At 61.1% G+C, this 24,623-nt stretch carries 21 protein-coding genes; 9 read left to right on the top strand and 12 right to left on the bottom strand.

What is annotated here, in order from left to right:
* Positions 1-44 precede the first annotated feature (44 nt).
* Together HUS57_RS00840 and HUS57_RS00835 are read right to left on the bottom strand one after the other, a co-directional pair.
* Positions 45-974: a DnaJ C-terminal domain-containing protein gene (locus HUS57_RS00840; protein ID WP_173931208.1), complete on the bottom strand. Its 930-nt coding sequence runs from the start codon at positions 972-974 to the stop codon at positions 45-47.
* A gap of 153 nt (positions 975-1,127) precedes the next feature.
* Positions 1,128-1,565 (bottom strand): RT0821/Lpp0805 family surface protein, encoded by a 438-nt coding sequence (locus HUS57_RS00835; protein ID WP_173931039.1) that lies wholly within the window; start codon positions 1,563-1,565, stop codon positions 1,128-1,130.
* A gap of 35 nt (positions 1,566-1,600) precedes the next feature.
* Between HUS57_RS00835 and pdxH the strand changes: the two genes are divergently transcribed.
* Positions 1,601-2,218 (top strand): pyridoxamine 5'-phosphate oxidase, encoded by a 618-nt coding sequence (pdxH, locus tag HUS57_RS00830; RefSeq protein ID WP_173931038.1) that lies wholly within the window; start codon positions 1,601-1,603, stop codon positions 2,216-2,218.
* A gap of 12 nt (positions 2,219-2,230) precedes the next feature.
* Here the strand turns inward: pdxH and HUS57_RS00825 are convergent, their stop codons facing one another.
* Entirely contained in the window at positions 2,231-2,989 is a 759-nt protein-coding gene (locus tag HUS57_RS00825; protein ID WP_173931037.1) for a crotonase/enoyl-CoA hydratase family protein, read from the bottom strand.
* Positions 2,986-4,761, bottom strand: coding sequence for an acyl-CoA dehydrogenase (locus tag HUS57_RS00820; RefSeq protein WP_173931036.1), 1,776 nt, complete (start codon positions 4,759-4,761; stop codon positions 2,986-2,988). The genes HUS57_RS00825 and HUS57_RS00820 overlap by 4 nt, the downstream gene beginning before the upstream one ends.
* Before the next feature lie 349 nt (positions 4,762-5,110).
* Between HUS57_RS00820 and ilvD the strand changes: the two genes are divergently transcribed.
* Together ilvD and HUS57_RS00810 are read left to right on the top strand one after the other, a co-directional pair.
* Positions 5,111-6,946, top strand: a complete 1,836-nt coding sequence (gene ilvD / locus HUS57_RS00815) for a dihydroxy-acid dehydratase (RefSeq protein WP_173931207.1) — start codon at positions 5,111-5,113, stop codon at positions 6,944-6,946.
* 46 nt (positions 6,947-6,992) lie between these two features.
* The gene (locus tag HUS57_RS00810) at positions 6,993-8,051 is read left to right on the top strand and encodes a D-alanyl-D-alanine carboxypeptidase family protein (RefSeq protein WP_173931035.1); all 1,059 of its coding nucleotides are present in this window, start codon (positions 6,993-6,995) and stop codon (positions 8,049-8,051) included.
* Between the two features lie 144 nt (positions 8,052-8,195).
* Here the strand turns inward: HUS57_RS00810 and purD are convergent, their stop codons facing one another.
* On the bottom strand, positions 8,196-9,515 hold the full coding sequence (purD, locus tag HUS57_RS00805) for a phosphoribosylamine--glycine ligase (protein WP_173931034.1): 1,320 nt from the start codon (positions 9,513-9,515) through the stop codon (positions 8,196-8,198).
* 178 nt (positions 9,516-9,693) lie between these two features.
* Here purD and ubiA point away from each other — a divergent pair, with 178 nt between their 5' ends.
* A complete protein-coding gene (gene ubiA, locus HUS57_RS00800; protein ID WP_173931033.1) occupies positions 9,694-10,677 on the top strand; it encodes a 4-hydroxybenzoate octaprenyltransferase in 984 nt (327 codons plus the stop codon).
* A 113-nt stretch (positions 10,678-10,790) separates the two neighbouring features.
* On the opposite strand, the gene HUS57_RS00795 is transcribed toward ubiA, so the two are convergent.
* The 7 genes from HUS57_RS00795 to HUS57_RS00765 all read right to left on the bottom strand — a co-directional run bounded on the left by HUS57_RS00795 (position 10,791) and on the right by HUS57_RS00765 (position 21,232).
* Complete coding sequence (locus tag HUS57_RS00795) at positions 10,791-11,354, bottom strand: DUF6101 family protein (RefSeq protein WP_173931032.1); 564 nt, start codon at positions 11,352-11,354, stop codon at positions 10,791-10,793.
* 207 nt (positions 11,355-11,561) lie between these two features.
* Positions 11,562-12,989 carry an FAD-binding oxidoreductase gene (locus HUS57_RS00790; protein ID WP_173931031.1) on the bottom strand — a complete coding sequence of 476 codons (1,428 nt, stop codon included), beginning with the start codon at positions 12,987-12,989 and terminating at the stop codon, positions 11,562-11,564.
* 9 nt (positions 12,990-12,998) lie between these two features.
* Entirely contained in the window at positions 12,999-13,970 is a 972-nt protein-coding gene (locus HUS57_RS00785) for an L-threonylcarbamoyladenylate synthase (RefSeq protein WP_173931030.1), read from the bottom strand.
* A gap of 29 nt (positions 13,971-13,999) precedes the next feature.
* Positions 14,000-16,222 carry a glycine--tRNA ligase subunit beta gene (gene glyS / locus HUS57_RS00780; protein ID WP_173931029.1) on the bottom strand — a complete coding sequence of 741 codons (2,223 nt, stop codon included), beginning with the start codon at positions 16,220-16,222 and terminating at the stop codon, positions 14,000-14,002.
* Between the two features lie 644 nt (positions 16,223-16,866).
* Complete coding sequence (locus tag HUS57_RS00775) at positions 16,867-17,799, bottom strand: glycine--tRNA ligase subunit alpha (RefSeq protein WP_173931206.1); 933 nt, start codon at positions 17,797-17,799, stop codon at positions 16,867-16,869.
* 103 nt (positions 17,800-17,902) lie between these two features.
* Positions 17,903-19,987: a tetratricopeptide repeat protein gene (locus HUS57_RS00770; RefSeq protein ID WP_173931028.1), complete on the bottom strand. Its 2,085-nt coding sequence runs from the start codon at positions 19,985-19,987 to the stop codon at positions 17,903-17,905.
* A 228-nt stretch (positions 19,988-20,215) separates the two neighbouring features.
* Complete coding sequence (locus HUS57_RS00765) at positions 20,216-21,232, bottom strand: polyprenyl synthetase family protein (protein WP_173931205.1); 1,017 nt, start codon at positions 21,230-21,232, stop codon at positions 20,216-20,218.
* 148 nt (positions 21,233-21,380) lie between these two features.
* Here HUS57_RS00765 and HUS57_RS00760 point away from each other — a divergent pair, with 148 nt between their 5' ends.
* The 5 genes from HUS57_RS00760 to HUS57_RS00740 all read left to right on the top strand — a co-directional run bounded on the left by HUS57_RS00760 (position 21,381) and on the right by HUS57_RS00740 (position 24,623).
* Positions 21,381-21,605 carry a DUF2007 domain-containing protein gene (locus tag HUS57_RS00760; RefSeq protein WP_173931027.1) on the top strand — a complete coding sequence of 75 codons (225 nt, stop codon included), beginning with the start codon at positions 21,381-21,383 and terminating at the stop codon, positions 21,603-21,605.
* 62 nt (positions 21,606-21,667) lie between these two features.
* Entirely contained in the window at positions 21,668-22,492 is an 825-nt protein-coding gene (locus HUS57_RS00755; RefSeq protein ID WP_173931026.1) for a methyltransferase, read from the top strand.
* A 30-nt stretch (positions 22,493-22,522) separates the two neighbouring features.
* Positions 22,523-23,383: a S49 family peptidase gene (locus tag HUS57_RS00750; protein ID WP_173931025.1), complete on the top strand. Its 861-nt coding sequence runs from the start codon at positions 22,523-22,525 to the stop codon at positions 23,381-23,383.
* Positions 23,384-23,547: 164 nt separating this feature from the next.
* Positions 23,548-23,733 carry a hypothetical protein gene (locus HUS57_RS00745; RefSeq protein ID WP_173931024.1) on the top strand — a complete coding sequence of 62 codons (186 nt, stop codon included), beginning with the start codon at positions 23,548-23,550 and terminating at the stop codon, positions 23,731-23,733.
* Positions 23,734-23,744: 11 nt separating this feature from the next.
* The gene (locus HUS57_RS00740; RefSeq protein ID WP_173931023.1) at positions 23,745-24,623 is read left to right on the top strand and encodes a 4-(cytidine 5'-diphospho)-2-C-methyl-D-erythritol kinase; all 879 of its coding nucleotides are present in this window, start codon (positions 23,745-23,747) and stop codon (positions 24,621-24,623) included.

Here is a 24,623-nt window from a genome sequence, read left to right as displayed (position 1 = left end):
GGGCATCAAGCTTGCAGGTCTGATGCCCGGCAAACTTAAGGGCTTCAGGAGGCTTCAGCTTTCCGGAAAAGCGCCTCCAGCTCCGGATCGCCCTCCGGCGGGAGCATGATTCGCACGTGGGCGTAAAGGTCACCGTTTCCACCGTCCTTCACGGGCAGGCCGCGCCCCTTCAGCCGAAGGGCGCGGTCTGAGCTAGACCAGGGGGGAACGGAGACGGCCAGCTTTCCCGTTGGCGTCTCAACCGCCACCTTGGCGCCCAGAACGGCGTCGCGCAGGCTGACCGGCAGATCGATATGCAGGTCGCGCCCCTCCACCCTGTATTGAGGATGCGGCCGAAGACGCAGCTTGACGAACGCATCGCCGCGGTCACCGAAAGGTGTTTCGGCGCCCTGCCCTTTAAGTCTTATCGTCTGCCCGTCCTCAACAAAGCGTGGCAGCTTGACCGCAAGGCGCCTGCCGTCCGGGAACAGCGCCGTCACTTTTTCCGCCTTGGCAATTTCCTCCACACTGACATCGAGGGTAGCGTGGATATCGCCAAGTCCCTCCGGGCGGCCTGCCCTGCGTGTCCTTCCCCCAGCGCCTGAGAACGTCTGGCCGAACAACTCACTGAAAATATCGGCTCCGCTCAGCGGATCACCATCGAAGCCAGTGGTGCGGAACTCGAAGTGCGTCCGGCCTGGCCCACCAGCGCCCTGCCTGAAGGAGCCAAAGGGATCACCGTGAGCACCCGCTTCGAACCCGTGAAAACGTGGATTGCCCGCAGCATCGATCTCGCCTCTGTCAAAAGCTCGGCGCATCTTCTCCTCGCCAAGAATCTCATAGGCTTGGCTGATTTCTGCAAAGCGCTCCTTGGCCTTTGGATCGTCCGGCCGCTGGTCCGGGTGATATTTCTTTGCCAGGCGACGAAACGCCGACTTGATATCCTTCTCAGACGCGTTCTTCGGCACGCCCAGCACGTCATAGGGATTCTTCATCTCTGCCATACCCAAATCCGGCGCGTCACGCCGGCAACCGGGAATTATCCAGTAGTATTCCGTTCTTATATGCGTACGTTGAGCTGCGGATTCCAGACCGGGGCCGAATAGGATTCCGCCAGCGTCCGCCCCGGATACCGGGATCGTCAACGGCTAAAGCGCCATGAACTTACGCAGGCGCATGATGCCTGCCTGATCCTCGCAGGCCTTTCCTTTGTAAAGACTTATGCCGCTGAAATTTTCATGTGTGGTCGTGAAATTCAGGCAACTGCGCCCATCCTCCACGTCCGCACCATAAGCGGTAATGAGTCCGGTTGCACCGCTCTCCGGGTTTTCCCACGCCAGGCCGACGGGGTCGTCATTGTGATTCCAGAGGGCGGAAAGTGCCGCCTGCCCGTCTTCAGCCAGCCCGTCATCGTCCAGAACGGCCTTCGATGGAACGGAGGAGGTCACTAGCATCGAGTCGAGCGTTTCGGTCTTGCCGCCTCCTCCGCTGCATGCTTGAGCCAAGAGGCAGGCGAGCGTTACTAACACTGCTTTGCCGAGGTTTACCAGGCCAGGAAAATCATCCCTATGCAGTAACCCAGACAATTGGCATTCTCCAAAAACGTGCAAGTGAGTCCGTGATGACGCAAAACGAGTTAAAAAACACACAAACGACTGAACGCGACGAGCCCTTTCGCATGTTTGGCGAATGGCTCAAGGAAGCGGAACGATCGGAGCCGAACGATCCAAATGCAGTCGCCCTCGCGACAGTGGATCCGGATGGCATGCCCAATGTCCGTATGGTGCTGCTGAAGGGATACGACAACCGCGGATTCGTATTCTACACAAACTTTGAAAGCACGAAAGGCGTTGAAATCCTCTCCTCGATGAAGGCAGCTATGTGCTTCCATTGGAAAAGCCTGCGCCGGCAGGTTCGCATTCGGGGTTCGGTGGAAAAGGTGAGCAACGAAGAAGCCGACGCCTATTTTGCCTCACGCCCGCGCGGCAGCCGAATCGGCGCCTGGGCGTCGAAGCAGTCCCGGACGCTCGAAAGCCGCTATGCGCTTGAAAAGGCCGTGGCCGGGTACACGGCAAAGTTTTCCGTCGGTGAGATTCCCCGGCCGGATTATTGGTCAGGCTTACGCATCAAGCCGATGAGTATTGAATTCTGGCAGGACAAGCAGTTCCGCCTGCACGACCGGCTCGTCTTCTCGGCCACTGATGACGGCCGCTGGACGACGACAAGGCTCTATCCGTAGCTGAGCATGCCTTTACTTCGGCTTCTTCCTGTTCATGAACGCAGTAAAGGCATCCCTTGCCTCTTGCGACCTTAGCCTTTCGCGGAAATGTTCGGCCTCCTCCTTCAGCCGTGCAGACACTTCCGCCCGGTTGCCGCGCAGAAGGCTGCGCGTGATGCGGAGCGCTTCAGGCGGTTTTTCCGCCAGCGTTCGCGCGGCCCCGAACACCGCTTCTTCCAGTTCTTGGGCCGCTACGACGCGGTAGATTAGTCCTTTTGCAAGCGCTTCCTGCGCGCTTAGTCCCTCGCCCAAACCAAGCAGTGCGAAAGCGCGCTGATGGCCGAGAATGTGCGGCATGAGAAGGCTGGAGGCCGCCTCGGGCACAAGCCCCAGATCTACGAAGGGCGTTCTGAACACGGTTTCCGGTGTGGCGAAGGTCAGGTCACAATGCAGGTGCAAGGTGGTGCCTATGCCGACGGAAATCCCGTCCGCGCCAGACACGACAGGCTTGCGGCAGCCGGCCAGTGTCGGGAGGAACTCGAACACCTCTCCCGTATCGGACGCCTCGCCGGTCGACACGGCCAGGAAATCCGACAGGTCGTTGCCCGCTGAAAATGCGCCCGGCACTCCCAGGAAGACGTGGCAGCGGATGGCGGGATCCTCTTCGGCCTCAGCAAGGGCAGCCGTCATGCGGGCGTACATGGCGCGGGTAATGGCGTTTTTCTTTTCCGCCCGGTTGAGACGGATAACCTGAACGGCTCCCGACCGCTCAACAAGGATATGCTCGCTCATGTCAGGCTCTCCAGATCTTCCGCCGCCTTAAGCAGGCTTTCCGCCCCGTTTGTCACCGCGCGCCGCAACGCCGCTGTCTCGGCAAGGTGATTCTCCGCCAGATAGCGGCAGAGCCGTGCACGGCGTGGATTGCTCGCCACGACAGCGCCACGCGCCATCATTGCCGTTGCCGCAACCAGCGAGAACAGGCGGAGGAAAGGCGTAGCGCCGGAAAGGACAACACGCCCCTTCTTCGCCGCCAGCGCTTCTAGCAAATGTTCGGTCGCCTCGTCCAGATCATCAAGAGCGGCTAGAAGACATGCGGCCGTATCCCCGAATTCCGGCAGGTTCGCGCGCCGCACAGTTTCGGCGTCGCGGCGCAACTCAGCGATATAAGCCCGCATATGCGCGCTTTCGGATTGCGGCAGCTTGCGGGTTACCAGATCGATGGCCTGAATGCCGTTCGTGCCTTCGTAGATCGGAGCAATCCGCGCATCGCGCAGCAGGGCCGCAGCGCCCGTCTCCTCGATATAGCCCATCCCCCCATGGACCTGCACGCCGAGCGACGCCACCTCGACCCCGATATCGGTGGGGAAAGCCTTTGCCAGAGGCGTCAAGAGGTTCGCCCGCTCCTGCCAGTGAGACGCTTTTGCGCCGCCAAGCCTCGCCATATCGATGGCGTGGGCGCACGAATAGGCAATGGCACGGGCAGCTTCGGTCATTGCCTTCATGGTCAGGAGCATCCGGCTGACATCTGGATGGGCCACGATGGGGCTCATCTCTTCGCCGGACCAGCCCGGCGCACGGCCCTGCCGCCGCTCGCGCGCATAGGCAAGTGCCTTCTGGTAGGCCGCCTCGGCCACTGCCACCCCTTGGATGCCGACAGCCAGTCGCGCATTGTTCATCATGGTGAACATACAGGCAAGGCCGCGATTCTCCTCGCCGATGAGCCATCCGACGGCGCCGGGCTGCTCCCCGTATTTGCCGTCACCATAGATCATCGTGCAGGTGGGTGAGCCATGGATGCCCAGCTTGTGCTCGATCGAAGCGCAGAAGACGTCATTGCGAGGGCCGAGCGTGCCATCCCCGTTCACAAGGAATTTGGGGACCAGAAACAGCGAAATGCCACGCGTGCCGGCCGGTGCGTCCGACAGACGTGCCAGCACAAGATGCACAATGTTTTCCGTAAGATCGTGCTCGCCATAGGTGATGAAGATCTTCTGCCCGAAAATCCGATAGGTCCCGTCCCCTGCCCGCTCAGCGCGGGCCTTCAGCATATTGAGATCGGACCCGGCCTGAGGCTCGGTGAGGTTCATGGTTCCCGCCCACTCGCCGGATACGAGCTTTGGCAGATATGTCTTCTTCAGCTCTTCGCTGGCGTGTTTCTCAAGAGCGTCCACAGCACCAATGGTGAGAGTCGGGCCGATTGCGAATGCCATGGAACCGGAATTCCACATTTCCAGTACAGCCATGGCTAGCGTCATCGGCAGGCCCTGTCCGCCCCATGCTTCCGGCGCCGACAGCCCGTTCCAGCCGCCCTCGCGCCACTTCCGGTAAAGATCGTGCCAGCCGCCCGGCATGGTCACCGCACCATCCCTCAGCCGCGCGCCTTCCCTGTCGCCGATGGGTGCGAGCGGCACGATCTCCTCTTCTGCAAAGCGAGCCGCTTCAGCAAGAATCGCCTCTACCACATCAGGAGAAAGATCGCCCAACTGGCCCTTGTTCATCATAGCTTTCAGGCCGGCAATATCGTTGAGGGCGTGGCGGATGTCATCTAGAGGTGCGCGATACATGGTTCCTCCCGAAATTTCGCTTCAGAGAAACTAGCGGTGTTGATCCGCCGTCTCCAGCCGAAAGAAGTTCATTGCAGGAAGTACCGCGCTCACCTGCCCTTGAATGAGTTCGGCCACAATCGGCTGCTATGCTTTTCCATTGCTGCGCGCGAAAACAGGAAGCGGGTGGAAAAGGCTTGAGATCGTTCCCCCTGCCTGCGAGATTTCACTCCCTGTGGCCATCCCGTCTCCCATAACAGAAATCAGTCCTCCTGATGGAAAGCGGCATTTGAGAGTGGGGAAACTTCGGCTACACAGGCAAATGAACCGGCTCTCCTCAGAGCGACAGATGAGTGAAAGACGACGACTTATGCCAGAATACCGTTCAAGAACAACCACGCATGGCCGTAACATGGCGGGAGCTCGCGGCCTTTGGCGTGCGACAGGAGTGAAAGACAGTGACTTCGGCAAGCCGATAATTGCCGTCGTCAATTCTTTTACCCAGTTCGTTCCCGGTCATGTCCATCTGAAGGATCTTGGGCAGCTCGTAGCGCGGGAGATCGAGGCAGCCGGCGGCATCGCAAAGGAATTCAATACCATCGCAGTGGATGACGGCATCGCCATGGGCCATGACGGCATGCTCTACTCCCTGCCCTCGCGTGAAGTCATCGCCGACAGCGTGGAATACATGGTCAACGCCCATTGCGCCGATGCGATGGTCTGCATCTCGAACTGCGATAAGATCACTCCCGGCATGCTCAACGCCGCAATGCGCCTGAACATTCCGGCCGTCTTCGTCTCAGGCGGGCCGATGGAGGCTGGCAAGGTCGTCCTCGGTGGCAAGACGAAGGCCGTGGACCTGATCGATGCGATGGTAGCGGCGGCGGACGAAACCATCTCCGATGCCGATGTCCAGGTCATCGAACGCTCGGCCTGCCCCACCTGCGGTTCCTGCTCGGGCATGTTCACGGCGAATTCGATGAACTGCCTGACCGAGGCGCTGGGCCTTGCATTGCCCGGCAATGGCTCGGTGCTCGCCACCCATGCAGACCGCAAGCGGCTTTTCGTCGAGGCGGGCCACCTCATCGTTGACCTTGCCCGGCGCTATTACGAGCAGGACGACGAATCGGTCCTGCCACGGAACGTGGCAAACAAGCGGGCTTTCGAGAACGCCATGTCGCTCGATATCGCTATGGGCGGCTCCACCAACACGGTGCTGCACATCCTTGCCGCCGCGCATGAAGGCGGGATCGACTTCACCATGGACGACATCGATGCCTTGTCGCGCAAGGTACCCTGCCTTTGCAAAGTCGCCCCTGCCAAGGCGGACGTGCATGTGGAGGATGTCCATCGAGCCGGCGGCATCATGGCGATCCTCGGACAGTTGGACGAGGGCGGGCTGATCCAGCGCAACACGCCGACCGTTCACGCCGAAACGCTCGGTGAAGCGATCGATCGCTGGGCGATCGACCGCACCGACAGCGAAAGCGTGCATGATTTCTTCAAGGCGGCGCCGGGCGGCATCCCCACCCAGACTGCCTTCAGCCAGGAAGCTCGCTGGAAAGAGCTCGACCTGGATCGTGAGAACGGCGTCATCCGCTCGGTCAAGAACCCGTTCTCCAAAGATGGCGGGCTGGCCGTGCTCAAGGGCAATATCGCGCTGGATGGCTGCATCGTGAAAACCGCGGGCGTGGATGAATCTATCCTGAAATTCACCGGCCCCGCCGTGGTTTATGAGAGTCAGGACGCCGCCGTGAAGGGCATCCTTGGCAAAGAGGTCAAGGCGGGTGACGTGGTTGTGATCCGCTACGAAGGCCCCAAGGGCGGCCCGGGAATGCAGGAGATGCTGTACCCCACCAGCTACCTGAAGTCGCGCGGCCTCGGCAAGGATTGTGCGCTGATCACCGACGGACGTTTTTCGGGCGGCACTTCGGGGCTCTCCATCGGTCACATCTCTCCCGAGGCGGCGCAGGGCGGCGCGATCGGCCTGGTACGCAATGGCGATATCATCGAGATCGACATTCCTAACCGGAAGATCAACTTGGCAGTTTCCGACGAGGAGCTTGCCGCCCGCCGCGCCGAACAGGACAAGCTCGGCTGGAAACCCACCGCTCCGCGCAAGCGCAACGTGACGACGGCGTTGAAAGCCTACGCTGCCTTTGCAGCTTCCGCCGACAAGGGGGCCGTCCGTATCCTGCCAGAATGATTGGGGAGCAGGTTTGCTGAACGCCACGCGGATAAGCGAGGTTCATATGCTGCGGATCGCAGGGTGGCTGGTACTAGCCGCCCACCTCCTCCTCTTCCTGAGCGCACAGGCCACGGCAACGCCTGCGCTGGTGGTGGATGTCGAATCCAGCCAGGTGCTCTACGACGAAGATGCGGGACGCCCCTGGTATCCCGCATCGACCACCAAGCTGATGACAGCGTTCGTCGTCTTTGAAGCCTTGCGCCAAGGCAGGGTGACGATGGACACCACCGTCGTCCTGTCGCGGAATGCGGCAAACCAGGCTTTCCTGAAATCTGGCCTTCGTGCCGGGAGCGCGATGACGCTGGAGGATGCACTCTATGCGGTTATCGTCGGTTCCGCGAATGACGTTGCCGTGGCTTTGGCGGAAACGGTGGCGGGAGCGGAAGAAGCCTTCGTGAAGATGATGAACGAGGCGGCGGCGCGCCTCGGCATGACTGCGAGCCATTTTGAAAATCCGAACGGACTCTTCAATCCGTCGCAGCAGGTTTCGGCCCGCGATCTTGCCCTTCTCGGCATCGCCGTCGACAGGCAGTTTCCCGAACATCGGCGCTTTTTCCGAACCTCGCGCGTCATTATCGATGGCCGAAACATCGATTCCTTGAACCATCTTCTCGCCCGTTACCCCGGCACGATCGGCCTGAAAACCGGCTTTATCTGCGCATCCGGCAGAAACATCGTCGCGCTGGCGGAGCGGAGTGGCAGGAAAGTGATGGTTGTCCTTCTCGGCGCGACGACCGACCGGGAGCGGAACGAGCGCACGGCCCAGTTTTTCAACCAGGCATTTGCGGGCGCTCTAAGGCCCATGGGCGCAACCCTTCTCGACCTGCCGAACGATGCAGGCAAACAGCCGGAGGATATGCGCGTCCGACTGTGCAGCGATCAGGCCGCAGCCTATGAGCGCTCGCGCGAGGCGCTCTACCCGATGGGCTTGCCCGGGAACGAAAGTTTCCTCAACGCGCCCGGACAGATCCTCGTTCACGAAATCAGGACCTGGACCATGCCTGTGACAGGGCCTGTTCCCATCCCGACGCCACGGCCTCCTTATCCGGCTGCCTCGCGGTAACTGCCATCTTGTAGAGCTATCCCAAGAATGCCGGCTTTGCTCTCTCCAAGAAAAGCGGGAAGAGCGGGGGCGAGAGGCCGGAAACACGCTTCAGGGAAGGCGGCCTGCATGCAGGCATTCTGGGCGAATTGAAAGGCTGCCGGGTTAGTCCGCTACCTGCTGGTCTTGCGCTGCAACGCTCAGACTTTTCCCGGTGGCTTCCCGCTCTACCGCCCGCCAGCCGATGTCGCGACGGCAGAAGCCGTCGGGCCAGTCGATCCGGTCAAGGGTGCGATAGGCGGCATCCCGGGCCTCGGTTACCGTGCGGCCGAGCGCCGTCACGTTCAGGACACGCCCGCCATTGGCGCAAAGCACACCGTCCTGAACGGCCGTACCGGCATGAAAAATCTCCACCCCCTCTTCCGGTGCCTGGTCCAGCCCCCCGATTGCAGAGCCTTTCTCTGGCGCTCCGGGATATCCTTTGGCGGCAAGAACGACAGTCAGGGCGGCCTCGTCATGCCAACGTGCCGACATGTGGGCCAACTGGCCGTCGGTAGCCCCCTTCATGAGCGCAAGCAAATCATCCTTCAGCCGGAACATCAGCACCTGGCATTCGGGGTCTCCGAAACGCACATTGTATTCGATGAGCTTTGGCCCTTCTTCGGTAATCATCAGCCCCGCATAGAGCACGCCGATGAAGGGCGCGCCGATCTCCTCCATGCCCTTCAGCGTCGGCTCGATGATCTCGCGCATGGTGCGGGAAATCATTTCCTCCGTCATGACGGGAGCCGGTGAATAGGCGCCCATGCCCCCGGTGTTCGGGCCGGTATCGCCTGCGCCCACGCGCTTGTGGTCCTGCGCCGTTCCGAAGGGAAGCGCAGTCTTTCCGTCACACAGACAGAAGAAGCTTGCCTCCTCCCCCTCCAGAAACTCCTCGATGACGACCTCGGCCCCGCCTTTCCCAAAGAGACCCGAAAAGCACTCGTCGATCGCAGCATACGCCTCCTCTTTCGTCATGGCGACGGTCACGCCCTTGCCGGCTGCAAGCCCATCCGCCTTGACCACGATGGGCGCTCCATGTTTCCGGACGTAGTCCTTCGCATGAGCGGCATCGCCGAACCGAGCATAGGCCGCGGTAGGAATGCCATGGCGGGCGCACAGATCCTTCGTGAATCCTTTGGAGCCTTCAAGCCGCGCTGCATCCGCCGTTGGACCGAAAACGGCAATGTCCGCAGCGATAAGATCGTCGGCAAGCCCTCCCACGAGCGGCGCCTCCGGACCGATGACGACGAGATCGATGTTCTTGTCACGGCAGAAGTTCACTACTGCCTCATGGTCTCGCGTATCGAGCGGAACGCATGTGGCATACTCGGCAATGCCCGGATTGCCGGGAGCGGCATAAAAAGCGTCCAGCAGCGGCGATGCGGCAATCTTCCATGCCAGCGCATGCTCGCGGCCACCCGAACCGATGAGGAGAACATTCATTCCAGAACCGCCCTTGGCATAAAATGCGTTCTGGACCGGCTATGGCCGAATTGGCTTCAGGTCAAGGCGGCTGCGCGAAGTTCCCGGTGAAAGCCCTGCTGGACCTTCGGAAATAATCCGGGCTTGACGCCGCCTTCACCCCTTGCCACTCCCTCGCAGAGCGTAGGAGATAGGCGGTATGGATATTATTCAGTCTCGGCAGATACAGGGCCGGGTGGCGGACGCCCCTTCCGGCCATTGGGTCTACCGCGTTCTGCCCCGTGGGGCGTGGCCCTACGCCCAGCTTGCCCGCTGGGACCGCCCCATAGGCTGGAAGCTTCTGCTGTGGCCGTGCTGGTGGTCGCTTGCCATGGCGGCAAGTGCCGGCGCCCAGCCCGGAGCATCGTTGGCGGACGTCATGCCGTCGCTCGGGATCCTGTTCCTTTTCCTGGCAGGCGCCGTGGCAATGCGCGGGGCGGGCTGCACCTATAATGACCTTGTGGATCAGGATATCGACGAGGCGGTGGATCGCACGCGTTCAAGACCTCTGCCCTCCGGGCAGGTCTCGCGCAGGCAAGCATGGTTGTTCCTCATCGCGCAGGCGCTCGTTGGGCTTGCCGTTCTCCTGCAATTCAACTTATTCGCGATACTGACCGGCCTGGCTGCTCTCGCCATAGTTGCGATCTATCCTTTCGCAAAGAGATTCACCGACTGGCCGCAATTCTTTCTGGGCCTTGCCTTTTCCTGGGGCGCGCTCATGGGATGGGCCGTGCATTTCGGCTCGCTCTCCCTTGCGCCTCTCTTTCTTTATTGCGGTTCGATCCTGTGGGTGATCGGCTATGACACAATCTATGCCCATCAGGACAAGGAGGATGATGCTCTGGTCGGCGTCCGCTCGACAGCCCTGCTTTTTGGCAAGAATACCAAACGTTGGCTTGCGGCCTTGTATGGTGGAGCGCTTTTGTTCTTCGCCGTCGCTTTCGCTTTGGCCCAAGTGCCAATGCCAGCACTGGCAGGGCTGGTTGCCGCCGGAGCCCACATGGGGCGGCAGATCCGGAGCATCGATATTGATGATCCCGATCAGTGCCTGGCGCTCTTCAAATCCAACTCGGTGGTTGGCTGGCTGATCTTTCTGGGCCTTCTTGGCGGGGCTGCGTGGGCACCCCTCAGCCCTCTTTTCTGATATGCATTTCAGAAAGAATGAGTATCGGTTTTCCGTCCGAAATTGCAGCAAACAAAGACTTGGATCATTTCAGGCTTCATGAAACCTGAAATGATCCAAGCATCGCGCCACGATCAGCGCCGCGCAATGATCTCCTCCCCATCAACGATCACGCGCAGGCCGAGCGAGCCTTGCTTGCGGCGGGCGAGGAAGCGCGGGCGGCGCTTGCGCACGGCGCGCCCTTGACGTCGTTCATGCGTGGCTGAAGTCTTCACCTGTCCGAGCGATTCCTCCAGCGTCCGCGCAACGCCATCTCCCTCCACCAATAGCATGGGAAGCTGATAAGCATCGGCCCAGGCGCGCCAGTCCCCCGCCACATCGTCCAGATTGCCGGCAACCAGTAGGGGTACCGAAAGCTTGGGATCTTCGTGCAGAAGCTCAAGCGTGATGGTCACCGCGCCATCTTCGTCCTCAATCGCTCGTGCCGCAACCCCACGAAAGGCGGCGGGCGGCAATGCAAAGGTGACAGGTATCTGGGCGCGGTCGAGGACCCGGCGCATTCGCACGCCGCGCCGGCCGATTGTGATCATCACCTCGCCAAAATCATCGTGCGAGGCGTAGCTGACTGCCTGAGGCAGGTGGAACGGATCGAGCCGCATAGCGCGCCCGGCCCAAACTGGCTTGACAACACTCGCCATATTTCATGCCTTCCTGTTACTCCTGAGAGCCGGTGTTCCGGTTCTCCCGGGCCGCTTTTCGCGACCTCTTATGGAAGGCACCCTAGCGCGTGGGTTCTTACTCCGACCCTTAGAAATTCGGTTAAATTTTGCTGAGTATTCCGTTGGTTAGCAATTTACAACCGCCTGCGGCTAATCAAAGCGGCGCGCCTTACTGCAATCCCAGATCTAGATGACCTTGCCGGGATTCATGATGCCCTTCGGATCGAGCGTCTGCTTGAGGCGGCGCATCAGATCGGTGGCGATTGCCGGCTGGGTCGCGACAAGCTCCTCGCGCTTCAAGCGGCCTATGCCGTGTTCGGCAGAGAAGGAGCCACCAAAGGTACGCACGACTGCGTGCACTGCTTCATTCATGGCCTTGTAGTGGGAAAGGAACACGGCCTTATCCATCCCCACGGGCTGCGAGACGTTATAGTGGAGGTTACCGTCGCCCATATGGCCAAAGCAGACGACACGGCAGCCGGGCAGTACTTCTTGCGCCACCTTTCCTGCGCGGGCGATGAATTCGGGGATGGCGGCAACAGGTACAGAGACATCGTGCTTGATGGACCCGCCTTCCATCTTCTGCGCTTCCGACATGCCCTCGCGCAGGCGGCGAAGCTGTGCGGCCTGCGCCACAGTCTGGGCGATGACGGCATCCGCCACCCAGCCTTTCTCCAGCCCCTGCCCTAGGATTTCCTCCATGAGGGACTGGGCGTCCTCTGCCGAACGGCCAGAAGAGACCTCGATCATGACATGCCAAAGGTAGCTTTTCGCGAAAGGCGGCTTGCTGGCCGGCATGTGCTTCAGCACAAAATTGAGGGGCGTTTGCTCCATGAGCTCGAAAGCTGTGAGAGCGTTGCCGGCGCGGTCATTTGCTGCCTCGAAGAGCCGTAAGGCGGCGATAGGCGATGCAACCGCCGCCCAGGCAAGCTCGCGCCCTTTTGCCTTCGGAAAAAGCTTCAGGACGGCGGCCGTTATGACACCGAGCGTGCCTTCCGCGCCGATGAAGAGGTTTTTCAGGTCATAGCCCGTATTGTCCTTCTTCAGCTTGCGCAGATCGTCCAGGATCTCCCCGGTGGGCAGCACCACTTCCAGCCCCAGGCAAAGATCGCGCGCAGTGCCATAGGCGAGCGCCCCGATCCCACCTGCATTGGAGGAAAGATTGCCCCCGATCTGGCACGAGCCTTCCGAAGCGAGCGAAAGCGGAAAAAGCCGGTCCTTCGCCGCCACCTCTTGCTGCAGCGTTTGCAGCACAACGCCAGCCTCGGCGGTGACGGTGTTGGAACTCAGGTCGAATTCACGGATCCGGTTCATCCGCGACAGGGAAAGCACTATCTCGCCTCCTGTCGAATCCGGCATCTGGCCGCCGACGAGCCCAGTGTTGCCCCCCTGTGGGACGATGGGCGTCCCCGTTTCGGATGCAAGGCCAAGGATGCGGCTCACCTCTTCCGTGGTGCATGGCCGCAGCACAAGGGCGGCAGGTCCCCCAAAAAGCCCGCGCGGCTCCACAGTGTAAGGCGCGATTTCAGCCTCGTCGCGTAGCGCATGGCGCTCACCAACTATCTCGGCAAAACGGGAAGCAAGGGCCGGGTCAAGCATGGTTGGCGCGTTCATGGCCGAAGCTTAGTCCTTGCCTCGCAGCGTGTCACGCGGGGCAGCAGCGCGCGACAACCGGTCATTGATCGCCTCGCCCAGCCCCTGTCGCGGCACCGGTTCGACCGCGATGGTAGTGGCTCCCGTCGCATCGAGAGTGGAAAGGTAGGAGAACAGGTTGGCGGCGGCCTCGCGCAGGTCGCCCTTGGGCGAAAGGTTGAGCATCATTACCGCCTTCTGCGCATTGCCCGCCCGGTTCGGGCCGAAGGCGAGCAGCGCCTCGCCATCCTCCACGGTATCGATGTCGAGCCGCATCTGCGCATCAGGCGCATAATGGGAGGACAGCATGCCCGGAGCCTCAACGCCCTTTACTTCGCGCTGGAGGGCAAGGCCAGCCACTTTTTCCACCTCGGACGAGGCAACCCCGCCGGGCCGCAACAGCACGAGCGAGTCGCCCGCCACCTTGACAATGGTGGATTCGACGCCGACCAGCGCAGGTCCTCCGTCCACCACGAGGCGGATACGCTCTCCGATCGAAGCATTGACCGCCTCCGCTGTAGTTGGAGTAATGCGGCCGGAAAGATTCGCGCTGGGAGCGGCGACCGGGCGGCCAAGCTGCGCGGTCAGGGCTCTGCCGAAGCCTTTCGGACATCGCACAGCGACAGTGTCGAGCCCCGCCGTAACCAGCGGATGAACTGACGAGCCTTCCCCCTGCGGCAGGACGAGCGTCAGCGGCCCCGGCCAGAAGGAATCGGCGAGGCGGGCGGCAAGCGGCGAAAAGATGGCGATGCGCTCCGCCATCTTTCGATCAGCGACATGGGCAATGAGCGGATTGAACCGTGGCCGGCCCTTGACCTCGAAAATCCGCGCCACCGCATCGCCATTGGTGGCATCGGCAGCAAGGCCGTAAACGGTCTCGGTGGGGATGGCCACCAGTTCCCCCGCCTCAAGCAATCGGCAGGCCGCTTCGAGCGCCAGTTCCTCCGGCAGGATCTCTGCCACGCTATCGCTCCTTCCCCGGAAAGCTTGTCTCAGTCCGCGATCTTCGCGAAATCGGCCACCTGGCCGGTGGCCTGCCGGATGCGGGCCAGCAGCGCAAGGCGGTTGGCGCGAACTGAGTCATCTTCGACATTTACGAGGACTTCCTCGAAAAATGAATCGATCGGTTCGCGCAGCGTTGCAAGCGCCTTCATCGCGGCGGAAAAGTCTTGATTTTGAATCGCATGGCCAGCGTCCTTCTCAACCTGATTCACCGCAGCGTAAAGGGCTTTTTCCGCCTGTTCGGTGAAGAGGCCCGGATTGACCGATTCTGCAATCCGCGTGCCCTTCTTCTCCTCAGCCGCCACGATGCTTACGGCGCGGTTGGTACCGGCAAGCAGGTTCTTGCCGTCCTCGGTCCCAAGCAACTCCGACAGCGCCTCGACGCGGCGGACGATCAGGAGCAGATCGTCATTGGCGGCAACATCTCCCGATCCGCTTGCCAAAACCGCGTCGATAAGATCGTAACGCGCACCTCTGTCGCGCAGATAGACCTCCAGCCGGTCGTGAAAGAAGGAGATGAGGTTGATCATCCTCCCGTCAATTCGCTGTCCATCTTTCTTTGCACTGGAAACCTCAGATTCGAGATCTTCCGGATAGAACTTCTCCATCCGGTGTCGCTGGATAGTAGGTAGGAGCGCCAGCAGCACCCCATTCTCCACCACGATCCGGATCACGCCCAGCGCCGCCCTTCTCAGCGCATAAGGGTCCTTGCTGCCGGTCGGCTTCTCGTCGATGGCCCAGAAGCCAACGAGCGTGTCCAGCTTGTCGGCCAGCGCCACCGCTATCGATACAGGGTCGTTCGGCACAACATCGGAGGGGCCGAGCGGCTTGTAATGCTCCTCTATCGCCGCGCAGACGGAAGGATGCTCGCCCTGCAACTCGGCATATTTGCGGCCCATGGCCCCCTGAAGCTCGGGAAATTCGCCCACCACCTCCGTCTGTAGGTCGGCCTTTGCGAGCAGAGCCGCCCGCCCGGCAAGATCAGGGTCAGCGCCCACGAGCGGTGCAAGCTCACGGGCAAGTTGACGGATGCGCTCCACACGCTCGCCCTGGGTACCAAGCTTTGCGTGGAAGGTGACGTTCAGATGGTCGAGCCGCGCCATGCGCTGATCAAGCGGCCTCTGAAGGTCGAGGCCGAATTTTTCCGCCGAATCCCTCAGGTCGCCAAGGTCCGGCAGGTTGGCCTGATCGGTCTTCCAGAAATAGAGCGCATCGGCGAGCCGCGCGCGCACCACCTTGCCATTTCCGTAGGCGATCTTTTCGCCCCCATCGGAAGCTTCGATATTGGCCGTGATGACGAAGCGGTTGGAAAGCATCTCAGGCTCGCCCTGCGGCCTCGTGACGAAGCATTTCTGGTTGGCCCGGATGGTAAGCCGAACCACTTCGGAGGGAATGGAAAGATAGTCTTCCTCGAAAGTTCCCAGCAGAACGACAGGCCATTCGACCAGCCCGGCAACTTCCTCCAGAAGGGCTTCGTCTTCCACCAGTTCAAGGCCGTTGGCGAAGGCGAGGTTCTTGGCGTCGTCGAGGATGATGCGCTTGCGGCGTTCCGCATCGAGAACCACTTTCGCCGCTTCCAGACTCTTCGCGTAATCGTCGAACCGGCGCACGATGATAGCGTCCGGCGCATGAAAACGATGACCATAGGTGATATTGGAGGCGCGAATTCCGTCCACCTCGAAATCGACCACCACCGGCTCTTCCGTTTCCGGGCCGAAGGTGCAGACGATGGACTGAAGCGGGCGCACCCAGCGAAGCGATCCGGGATTGCGGGAAGCCTTTCCCCAGCGCATGGATTTGGGCCATGGAAAATGGCGTATGATGCCGGGCATGAGATCGGCAATGATCTCCTCCGCGGGCCGCCCCTTCCTTTCGATTACGGCGACGTAGAAATCCCCCTTCTTGGGGTCGGACCGGACCTCGGCCTCATTAATCGATGAGAGGCCGGCAGCACGCAGAAAGCCGTCGATCGCCTTTTCCGGCGCATCGGTCCGCGGGCCCTTGCGCTCCTCGCGCACATCGCGGGAACGGGCAGTCACGCCGCGCACATCAAGCGTCAGGCGCCGCGGCGTCCAGTAGGGGGTAGCAGCCTCATAGGTAAGCCCCGCCTCCACCAGACCATCTGTCACGAGCTTCTTCAGATCGCCCGCCGCCTTGCGCTGCATGCGAGCCGGAATTTCCTCGCTGCGAAGTTCAAGAAGAAGATCGGGCATCAGCGCATCTCCGCAAGCATGCCAGTTTCTTGTATGCGCGTCCTCGCGCCTCTGGCGCTGCGGGTGCGCGGCAGGGCCGGAATTTCCTCGCTGCGAAGTTCAAGAAGAAGATCGGGCATCAGCGCATCTCCGCAAGCATGCCGGTTTCTTGTATGCGCGTCCTCGCGCCTCTGGCGCTGCGGGTGCGCGGCAGGGCCGGAATTTCCTCGCTGCGAAGTTCAAGAAGAAGATCGGGCATCAGCGCATCTCCGCAAGCATGCCGGTTTCTTGTATGCGCGTCCTCGCGCCTATGGCGCTGCGGGTGCGCGGCAGGGCCGGAATTTCCTCGCTGCGAAGTTCAAGAAGAAGATCGGGCATCAGCGCATCTCCGCAAGCATGCCGGTTTCTTGTATGCGCGTCCTCGCGCCTATGGCGCTGCGGGTGCGCGGCAGGGCCGGAATTTCCTCGCTGCGAAGTTCAAGAAGAAGATCGGGCATCAGCGCATCTCCGCAAGCATGCCGGTTTCTTGTATGCGCGTCCTCGCGCCTCTGGCGCTGCGGGTGCGCGGCAGGGCCGGAGTTTCCCCGCTGCGAAGTTCAAGAAGAAGATCGGGCATCAGGTATGCTCAGCTTGAAATTGGATTTGGCGCTGGTGGATAAGAATCGTCATGCGGCTTGCTTGTGCAAATTAGCGCCGCCCGCTTCCGTCTTGAGAAAGGCTTCGCCGCAAGCCTTCGCCAGTTCGCGAACACGCAGGATATAGCTCTGGCGCTCCGTAACCGAGATCACGCCGCGCGCGTCGAGCAGGTTGAATGCGTGCGATGCCTTGATGCACTGGTCATAGGCCGGCAAGACCATTTTGTGCAAGCCGCCAGTTTCCGCGTCCGCGGCTCCAGCCTCAAGCAACGCAATGCATTCCCTTTCCGCATCCTCGAAATGGCGGAAGAGCAGCCCGGTATCCGCATGTTCGAAATTATAGCGCGAATATTCCTGCTCGGCCTGCAGGAAGACATCGCCATAGGTCACCTTGCCGGGACCTTCGAGGCCGTTGAAATTGAGGTCGTAGACATTGTCCACGCCCTGCACATACATGGCCAGCCGCTCCAGCCCGTAGGTAAGCTCCCCTGAGACGGGCGCGCATTCGATGCCGCAGACCTGCTGAAAGTAGGTGAACTGCGAGATCTCCATGCCGTCGCACCAGCACTCCCAGCCAAGCCCCCAGGCGCCGAGGGTCGGACTTTCCCAGTCGTCCTCTACAAAACGGATGTCGTGCAGCAGCGGATCGAGCCCGATTGCGGCAAGCGACCCCAGATAAAGCTCCTGCAGATCCGGTGGGTTAGGCTTCAGTATTACCTGATACTGGTAGTAGTGCTGCAAACGGTTCGGGTTTTCCCCGTAGCGTCCGTCTTTCGGACGGCGCGAGGGCTGAACATAGGCGGCGTTCCACGGTAGCGGACCAAGCGCGCGCAAAGTGGTGGCCGGATGGAACGTCCCCGCACCGACTTCCATGTCGTAGGGTTGCAAAATGACGCATCCCCTCTCTGCCCAATAGGCTTGCAGAGTGAGGATCAGGCCCTGGAACGAACGGGCGGGATGCATGTGTGGCGGGATGGCAGAGGTCACGCGGGCTTCTCCGGCTTTCTGGAGTGCGGCCCCGTCCTATTCGGCAGCCGCTACGCCGTCAAGCCGCGCGTCTCTCGCGTCACGGCGCGGAAGGAAGCCTTAGCTCCTGACCGGGGCGGATGCGGTTGGGATCGCGCCTGAGTTCGGGATTGAGATCCAGAATTTCGCGGAAGCGCCCGCCATCTCCCAGTACCTCCGCGGCGATCGACCAGAGCGTCTGGCCGGCCTTCACCGTGTAAAGCCGGCTCTCCGCTTCGGCACCTGCCTCGGGCTGACTTTCCGCTCCCTCGTTTTCGCCGGTTTCTTCAGCGGTTCCGGAGGCATCCTTCTCTTCGCTTGTGGCGGTCTGCTCTTCGTCCGTGGAGGCCTTCTCTTCCGGGGTGGCACTTGTCTCTGCGGCGCTGTCGCTGATGACGTTGCGCCCGGTGCCGGCCGCGTCAGCCAGCTTTCTGTTGTTTTGCGGCGGAAGGCCATTCTCCAGCTTCTTCTCGATCTCGGCCAGCAGTTCGGGCTCCGGTTCGAGATCGCGGGCGTGCGACCATTGGTAGCGCGCCTCAAGCTGCCTGCCGACGCGCCAATAGGCATCGCCCAGATGATCGTTGAGGATGGGATCTTCCGGACGCAGCGAGACCGCACGCTCCAGATGCTCGACCGCCTCCTCATACTCACCGAGCCGGTAATGCGCCCAGCCGAGCGAGTCGATGATGTAGCCGTCGCTCGGCCTCAGTTCCGCCGCGCGGCGGATGAGCTCCATCGCCTCATCCAGGTTCATGTTCATGTCCACCCAGGAATAGCCCAGATAGTTCAGGACTTGCGGGTGGTCGGGAAAGAGCTCCAACGCCTTCCGGAAATTGGGTTCCGCCTTGGGCCATTCCTTCAAGCGTTCATAGGCGATGCCGCGCTGATAAAAGATGTTCCAGTGCCGCCGCTCCGGTGTCTCGATCTGCGCTACCGCCCGCTCGTAAACCCCAGCCGCCGAGCGAAAATCATTCTGGGACGCGTAAACGCCCCCTAGCGCAAGATAGGCACGCATGTCGGTCGGGTCGTCATCCAGTACTTCCTTCAGGTGCTCAATAGCCTCCTCCTTGCGGTCCAGATCGGCAAGGTTGAGCCCCACCTGGAACGAAGCAAAGCGCGCCCACGGAGAATCTTCAGGAACCTTCTGGTAAAGAGCGATGGCTTCCTCGCCCTTTTGCTGGCGCTCGGCCACATGGGCAAGCTGCATCAGGATGGCGTCGCCCTCCGGCCTCAAAGCTTCGGCATAGCGCAAATAGAGCCGCACGATCGAATCTGTGCCTCCATTGGCGAGCTCCGTTGCTATATTGAGCAGGATTTCCGCCGCGCCATCAATGGGTGCAGTAACCGTCGGCTCCAATACCTCGCCTGCTTCCAGCTTGCGCCGGAGCGCTTCGATGGAGGCAACTCCGCCACCCAGCTCCACCGCTCTCTCAAGAACTGCGAGCGCTTCCTCATTCTCGCTACGGTCCGAAAGGAACGCCGCATAGGCATGGGCAATTCGCCCGAGGGTGTCAGGCGCAACCGAGCGAGGCGCAAGATTTTCGAGGACCTCGTGAAACTGTTCGCCTGCCTCCTCTTCGCTGCCGGATGCGGCAAGCAGCAAGGCGCGATGGTAGTTTGTGAAAAGGTCGTACCACTCGGGGCCTTCCAGATCCTCCAGAAAGGCGATTGCGCTGTCGAAATCTCCCTGCCCGGCCTTGGCCCAGCTCGTCATGATGCTGGTAATCAGCCGGTCAAGATCCGACTCCAGAACCAGTTCCAGCCAGCGCTCGGCCACCTTGTAATTTTGATTGCGGAAAGCATCGACTGCCAGCACAAGCCTGGAGAAACGCTCGGATTGCGGCTCGGTCTTCAGCTTCTCGGCATAGGGCAGCGCATCATCGAAGCGCCCAATCGAAATCAGGGTCAGAAGGAGGGACTGCTGAAGTTCCGTATTCTCGCGGTCATAGGAGATCGCTCGTTCGTAGTAGGAGATCGCGCTTTCCAGATCGTTGTCGAACTCGGCCGCACGGCCAGCCAGATAGGCACCGGAAAACGAATGCGTCGGCACCGTTTGAACGGATGTAGCCGTTTCCTCGGAAAGTCCCGCCGCCGAGGAGAGAGCCAGAACGGCCGCGCCGAACACGGTCACCTGAAGCTTTTGCATTATTCCCCGCATAGTGTCCCTTTCGTGCGCTTGGCCGCCATCTGAGGGGAAAGGCGACTCGCGTTCGAACATTCGCTAGTCGCAGAGCATGGCCATTTTGCGATAAGCTTGGCGGGCGAGCATCAGCCACCCTTTCCCGCAAGCTTTCGCATCTTCTTCCTGCAACGCTAGGCCTGCATCCGGGGTCCGCTCTTGGCACGGCCAGTCATTGCAATTTGAACAACCATATCACGCGACCCTGCTGATGCAGAAATCTATCACGTCGATGAGAGCAACTTTCTGCGGTTCGTTCTTGAGCGGGGCCAGAGCGTCGCGCGCAATCTCCCCGAAATGGCGCGCGCGGCTGATCGTGTCGCCGATCGCGCCATGCTTGTTCATGAGCCTGACAGCCTTGTCCAGGGCTGCCTGATCGGTTTCATTCTCCTCAATCGCCTTTTTCCAGAACTGGCGCTCCTCCTCCGATCCGCGCCGGTAGCTAAGGATCACCGGTAGGGTAACCTTGCCCTCGCGAAAATCGTCGCCGACATTCTTGCCGAGGTCCGTGGTGCTGCCGCCATAATCCAGCGCATCATCCACGAGTTGGAAGGCGAGTCCGAGATTCATCCCGAACGAGCGAAGTGCCGCCCTGTCATTTCGCGACGCCCCGGCAACGATCGGCCCCACTTCCGCCGCTGCCGAAAAGAGAGCTGCGGTCTTGGCCTTGATAACAGAAAGGTATTCGTCTTCCGTCGTCTCCAGATTCTTGGAAACGTCAAGCTGCATCACCTCGCCTTCTGCAATGATGGCGGCTGCGGTGGAGAGCACGTCGAGCGCCTCCAGAGAGCCCACATCCACCATCATGCGGAAAGCCTGCCCCAGCAGGAAGTCACCCACCAGGACGCTGGCTTGGTTGCCCCAGATCATGCGCGCCGTCTTCCGGCCGCGCCGCAAGTCGCTCTCGTCCACGACGTCGTCGTGGAGCAACGTGGCTGTGTGCATGAACTCGACGCTGGTGGCGAGTTTTACATGCCCCTCGCCCGAATATCCGAACATCTGTGCAGCTGCCAGCGTGAGCATCGGCCGCAGCCTTTTGCCGCCGGAAGAGATCAGGTGCCAGGCAAGCTCCGGAATGAGTTCAACGTCCGATCCCGCCTTTGACAGGATAAGCTCGTTGACCCTGGCCATATCGTCCGCCGTAAGCTCGATCAGCCGTTTGATCGAGCCTGCGCCGCGCTTGCCCTCCTCCAGGTTCACAACAACGCCCACGAGCTCTTCCTTCCAGTCCATCTACAGCTTTGCCGCGCGCGAATGTATGGTTTGAGGCGGCGTCACGGCAAGTGGCGAATTAGCGCGTAACTCGGTATGACAACCGCGCTGCATTTACAAGAAGGCGCCGACCTGCCAACTTCGTAATATGGTAGAGCTTATCCGAACCAATGATGCCGTCATTATCTCATTCGTGGAAAGTCTTCTGCGCGACGCAGGCATCGGCTATATGGTGGCCGACCAGAACATGAGCATCATGGAAGGTTCTCTCGGGGTATTGCCGCGCCGCATATTAGTGGCTGAGGAAGAAGCGGCGGAGGCTCACAAACTGCTGGCGGATGCCGGGGTGACGGATGCAGGAAGTGCCGGCTGAAGCAGCTTCCAATCCTAATTTTCTCTTCTCCAGCAAGTCTGGCCAAAGGCGCGGAGCCGTCCATGCCGCATGAAAACGGTCCTTCCTTCACCACGGATTCCTTCCACCGGGGGCGCTTTCACCTCGTTCAGCCGGCAGGCCGCGGCCATCGCGCAGGGCTTGACGCCATGCTGCTTGCCGCAACAGTCCCGGGCGGGTTCGACGGCCGCCTCGCCGACCTTGGGGCGGGCGGAGGCGCAGCAGGTTTCGCGGTTGCAGCACGCTGCCCTAAGGCGCAGGTGATACTGGTTGAGCGTTCTGCCGAGATGGTGGACTGCGCGCGCCGAAGCATCGCGCTTAAACCCAATGCAGCAATCGCGCCGCGCTTACGGCTATTGCAGGCCGATGTGGAACTTTGCGGCCGCGCCCGGGTGGAAGCCGGGCTTGCCGATAACGCTTTCGACTTCGTAATCATGAATCCGCCTTTCAACGCCCCGGAGGATCGCGCAACGCCCGATGCGCTGCGGCGTCAGGCACACGTGATGGAGGGCAACCTTTTCGAGCGATGGCTGCGGACTGCCTCCGCCATCGCCCGCCCACGAGCGGAGTTAGCCGTAATCGCCCGCCCCGCTTCTTTAGGCGAGATTCTGCAGGCTCTCTCAGGTCGTTTTGGCAGCCCGGCGGTTCTGCCGGTACATCCGCGCCCCGGCGCGGATGCTATCCGAATTCTCCTGAAAGCGACAAAAGGGGCGCGCGGTGGGCTACGGCTTCTTCATCCGCTGATCTTACACGGAAGCGATGGGCACGCCTTCACGCAGGAGGCGGATGACGCCATCAACGGGCGAAGCGCGCTCTTTTCCGCCGCACAGGGCAAAACCATTGCGCCGGCAAGGCGAAGGCCTACATGAGAACTGTTCGAAACACCGGAGATTTCCCACGTGAACCAGTTGCTGGCACGATATCTGCCTTCCTTCCTCCGATCTGATGGCATCACCATTCCCGTTGTGCGCATGCAAGGCGCCATCTTCGCAGGAGGAAGCCCGATGCGACAGCACCTGTCCCTCGCAACAACGGCTGGGCTTCTGGAACGTGCCTTTTCCATGAAGGCGCCGGCAGTGGCGATCTCGATCAATTCACCCGGCGGATCGCCCGTGCAATCGCGCCTTATCTATCGGCGCATCCGCGACCTGGCCGGAGAGAAGAAGAAGACGGTCTATGTGTTCGTCGAGGATGTGGCAGCTTCCGGTGGCTATATGATCGCGCTTGCCGGAGACGAGATCGTAGCTGACCCGTCTTCCATTGTCGGCTCTATCGGCGTCGTTTCCGCAGGTTTCGGCTTCCATGAGTTGATCGGCAAGATCGGCGTGGAGCGCAGGCTCTACACCTCCGGAAGCAACAAGGCCATTCTTGACCCCTTCCAGCCGGAGAAGAAAGAGGACGTGGCGCGGCTGAAAGCGCTTCAGGAGGAGCTACACACCGACTTCATCACCCTTGTGAAAGAGCGGCGAGGCTCCCGTCTTGCTGAGGATAAGGAGCTATTTACCGGCCTCTTCTGGACGGGCAGGCGTAGCAAGGATCTTGGGCTGGTTGATGCGCTGGGCGACATGCGAACCTATCTGAAAAGCCGCTTTGGTCCAAAGACGCGACTGAAGCTCATTGCGCCCTCGCGCAGCCTTTTTGCCCGCAGGCTTGGGCTTTTCGAGGCGCACCAGCCCGGCAGCGAACTTGCTGCCGTTGCTGCCGCAGGCCTGCTGGAAGCGCTAGAGGAAAAGGCGCTATGGCGGCGGTTTGGACTTTAGGAGCCGTGGGCAGCCTCTTGATCGACCCTATCTCCTGTTTGAATGCTCATTTTCCCGAGGACCTGATGTTGCATTCGGAGATGCGATGCGCCGGACATTGCCTTGCGCCGCGCGCTATCCAACCTAAGATGAACACCGCCTGAGCACCAGGAAGGAGCCCGGCCATGCCGCAAATGATCCTCGTCGTACTCGTCGCGATCGTCGCTTATGTGGGTTACCGCGCCTTCGTACGCGAGGCCGAACGCGTGACCCGGCGGATGGAGCGTGTCCGCAGGGAGGCGGCAACCGGCAGTTCCGGAACGCTGGTAAAGGACCCCGAAACCGGCGAATACCATCTGGCGAAAGATTGAGGCAGGCTCCGATGCCCGTCAGGCTGGAACGCGCTGCGCCTGCAAAGGTGAACCTTGCCCTCCATGTGACCGGGCGTCGAGCCGATGGCTATCACCTGCTTGAAAGTCTTGTGGTCTTCACCCGCTACGCCGACCGTCTGCGGGTACGGGAAGCCGAAGCAGACAGCTTTCTGGTCCGCGGCTCCTTTGCCACCCAGCTAAAGGGAGAAAAGGACAATCTGGTCATCCGTGCGCGTGATCTTCTGCGCCAGCATTTCGGAGGCGAGGCGGCAGCGCCCGTGTCGCTGGAGCTTGAAAAGAACCTGCCGGTGGCAGCGGGAATCGGCGGCGGATCGAGCGATGCGGCCGCTGCTCTCGCCCTGCTGTCATGCTTCTGGGAACTTGATGTCAGCAAAGACGAACTTGCCCGGCTGGGCCTTGCACTTGGAGCGGATGTGCCGATGTGCCTCTCTCCGCGGCCACTGCTGGCGCGCGGCATCGGGGAGGCGCTGGAGCCAGTGGACCTGCCTGCTCTTGCCCTTCTTCTCGTCAATCCGGGCGTGCCTTTGCTCACCCCCGCGGTTTTCGACACCCTTCCTCGGCGTGAAAACCCGCCCTTGCCCGCAATGCTGCCGGGCGGCAGCCTTCAGGATATCGCACATTTTCTACGCACCACGCGCAACGATCTGGAAGCAGCCGCACTTTCTCTTGCCCCTGAGATCGGCGACCTGCTTTCGCTCCTTCGTGCGAACGGAGCGCTTATCGCGCGCATGTCCGGTTCCGGGGCGACCTGCTTCGGGCTTTTCGATACGGTCGAGGCCGCCGAGCGGGCCGGGGCGGCAATAGCCGCCAGCAATCCCGGATGGTTCGTGCGCGCCACGGTGACTTCTACCGAGCCTCTGGAAGCCTGA

Source organism: Chelativorans sp. Marseille-P2723, assembly GCF_902809845.1.
Taxonomy (GTDB): domain Bacteria; phylum Pseudomonadota; class Alphaproteobacteria; order Rhizobiales; family Rhizobiaceae; genus Chelativorans.
The sequence above is the reverse complement of the archived record's forward strand: the minus strand, read 5'-3'. Positions and strand labels throughout refer to the sequence as shown.

Coding starts and splice junctions, on each gene's coding strand:
- HUS57_RS00840 (WP_173931208.1), bottom strand. CDS start 974: ATGAAGAATCCCTATGACGTGCTGGGCGTGCCGAAGAACGCGTCTGAG.
- pdxH (WP_173931038.1), top strand. CDS start 1,601: ATGACGCAAAACGAGTTAAAAAACACACAAACGACTGAACGCGACGAG.
- HUS57_RS00825 (WP_173931037.1), bottom strand. CDS start 2,989: ATGAGCGAGCATATCCTTGTTGAGCGGTCGGGAGCCGTTCAGGTTATC.
- HUS57_RS00820 (WP_173931036.1), bottom strand. CDS start 4,761: ATGTATCGCGCACCTCTAGATGACATCCGCCACGCCCTCAACGATATT.
- ilvD (WP_173931207.1), top strand. CDS start 5,111: ATGCCAGAATACCGTTCAAGAACAACCACGCATGGCCGTAACATGGCG.
- HUS57_RS00810 (WP_173931035.1), top strand. CDS start 6,993: ATGCTGCGGATCGCAGGGTGGCTGGTACTAGCCGCCCACCTCCTCCTC.
- purD (WP_173931034.1), bottom strand. CDS start 9,515: ATGAATGTTCTCCTCATCGGTTCGGGTGGCCGCGAGCATGCGCTGGCA.
- ubiA (WP_173931033.1), top strand. CDS start 9,694: ATGGATATTATTCAGTCTCGGCAGATACAGGGCCGGGTGGCGGACGCC.
- HUS57_RS00795 (WP_173931032.1), bottom strand. CDS start 11,354: ATGGCGAGTGTTGTCAAGCCAGTTTGGGCCGGGCGCGCTATGCGGCTC.
- HUS57_RS00790 (WP_173931031.1), bottom strand. CDS start 12,989: ATGAACGCGCCAACCATGCTTGACCCGGCCCTTGCTTCCCGTTTTGCC.
- glyS (WP_173931029.1), bottom strand. CDS start 16,222: ATGCCCGATCTTCTTCTTGAACTTCGCAGCGAGGAAATTCCGGCTCGC.
- HUS57_RS00775 (WP_173931206.1), bottom strand. CDS start 17,799: ATGCATCCCGCCCGTTCGTTCCAGGGCCTGATCCTCACTCTGCAAGCC.
- HUS57_RS00770 (WP_173931028.1), bottom strand. CDS start 19,987: ATGCAAAAGCTTCAGGTGACCGTGTTCGGCGCGGCCGTTCTGGCTCTC.
- HUS57_RS00760 (WP_173931027.1), top strand. CDS start 21,381: ATGGTAGAGCTTATCCGAACCAATGATGCCGTCATTATCTCATTCGTG.
- HUS57_RS00755 (WP_173931026.1), top strand. CDS start 21,668: ATGCCGCATGAAAACGGTCCTTCCTTCACCACGGATTCCTTCCACCGG.
- HUS57_RS00745 (WP_173931024.1), top strand. CDS start 23,548: ATGCCGCAAATGATCCTCGTCGTACTCGTCGCGATCGTCGCTTATGTG.
- HUS57_RS00740 (WP_173931023.1), top strand. CDS start 23,745: ATGCCCGTCAGGCTGGAACGCGCTGCGCCTGCAAAGGTGAACCTTGCC.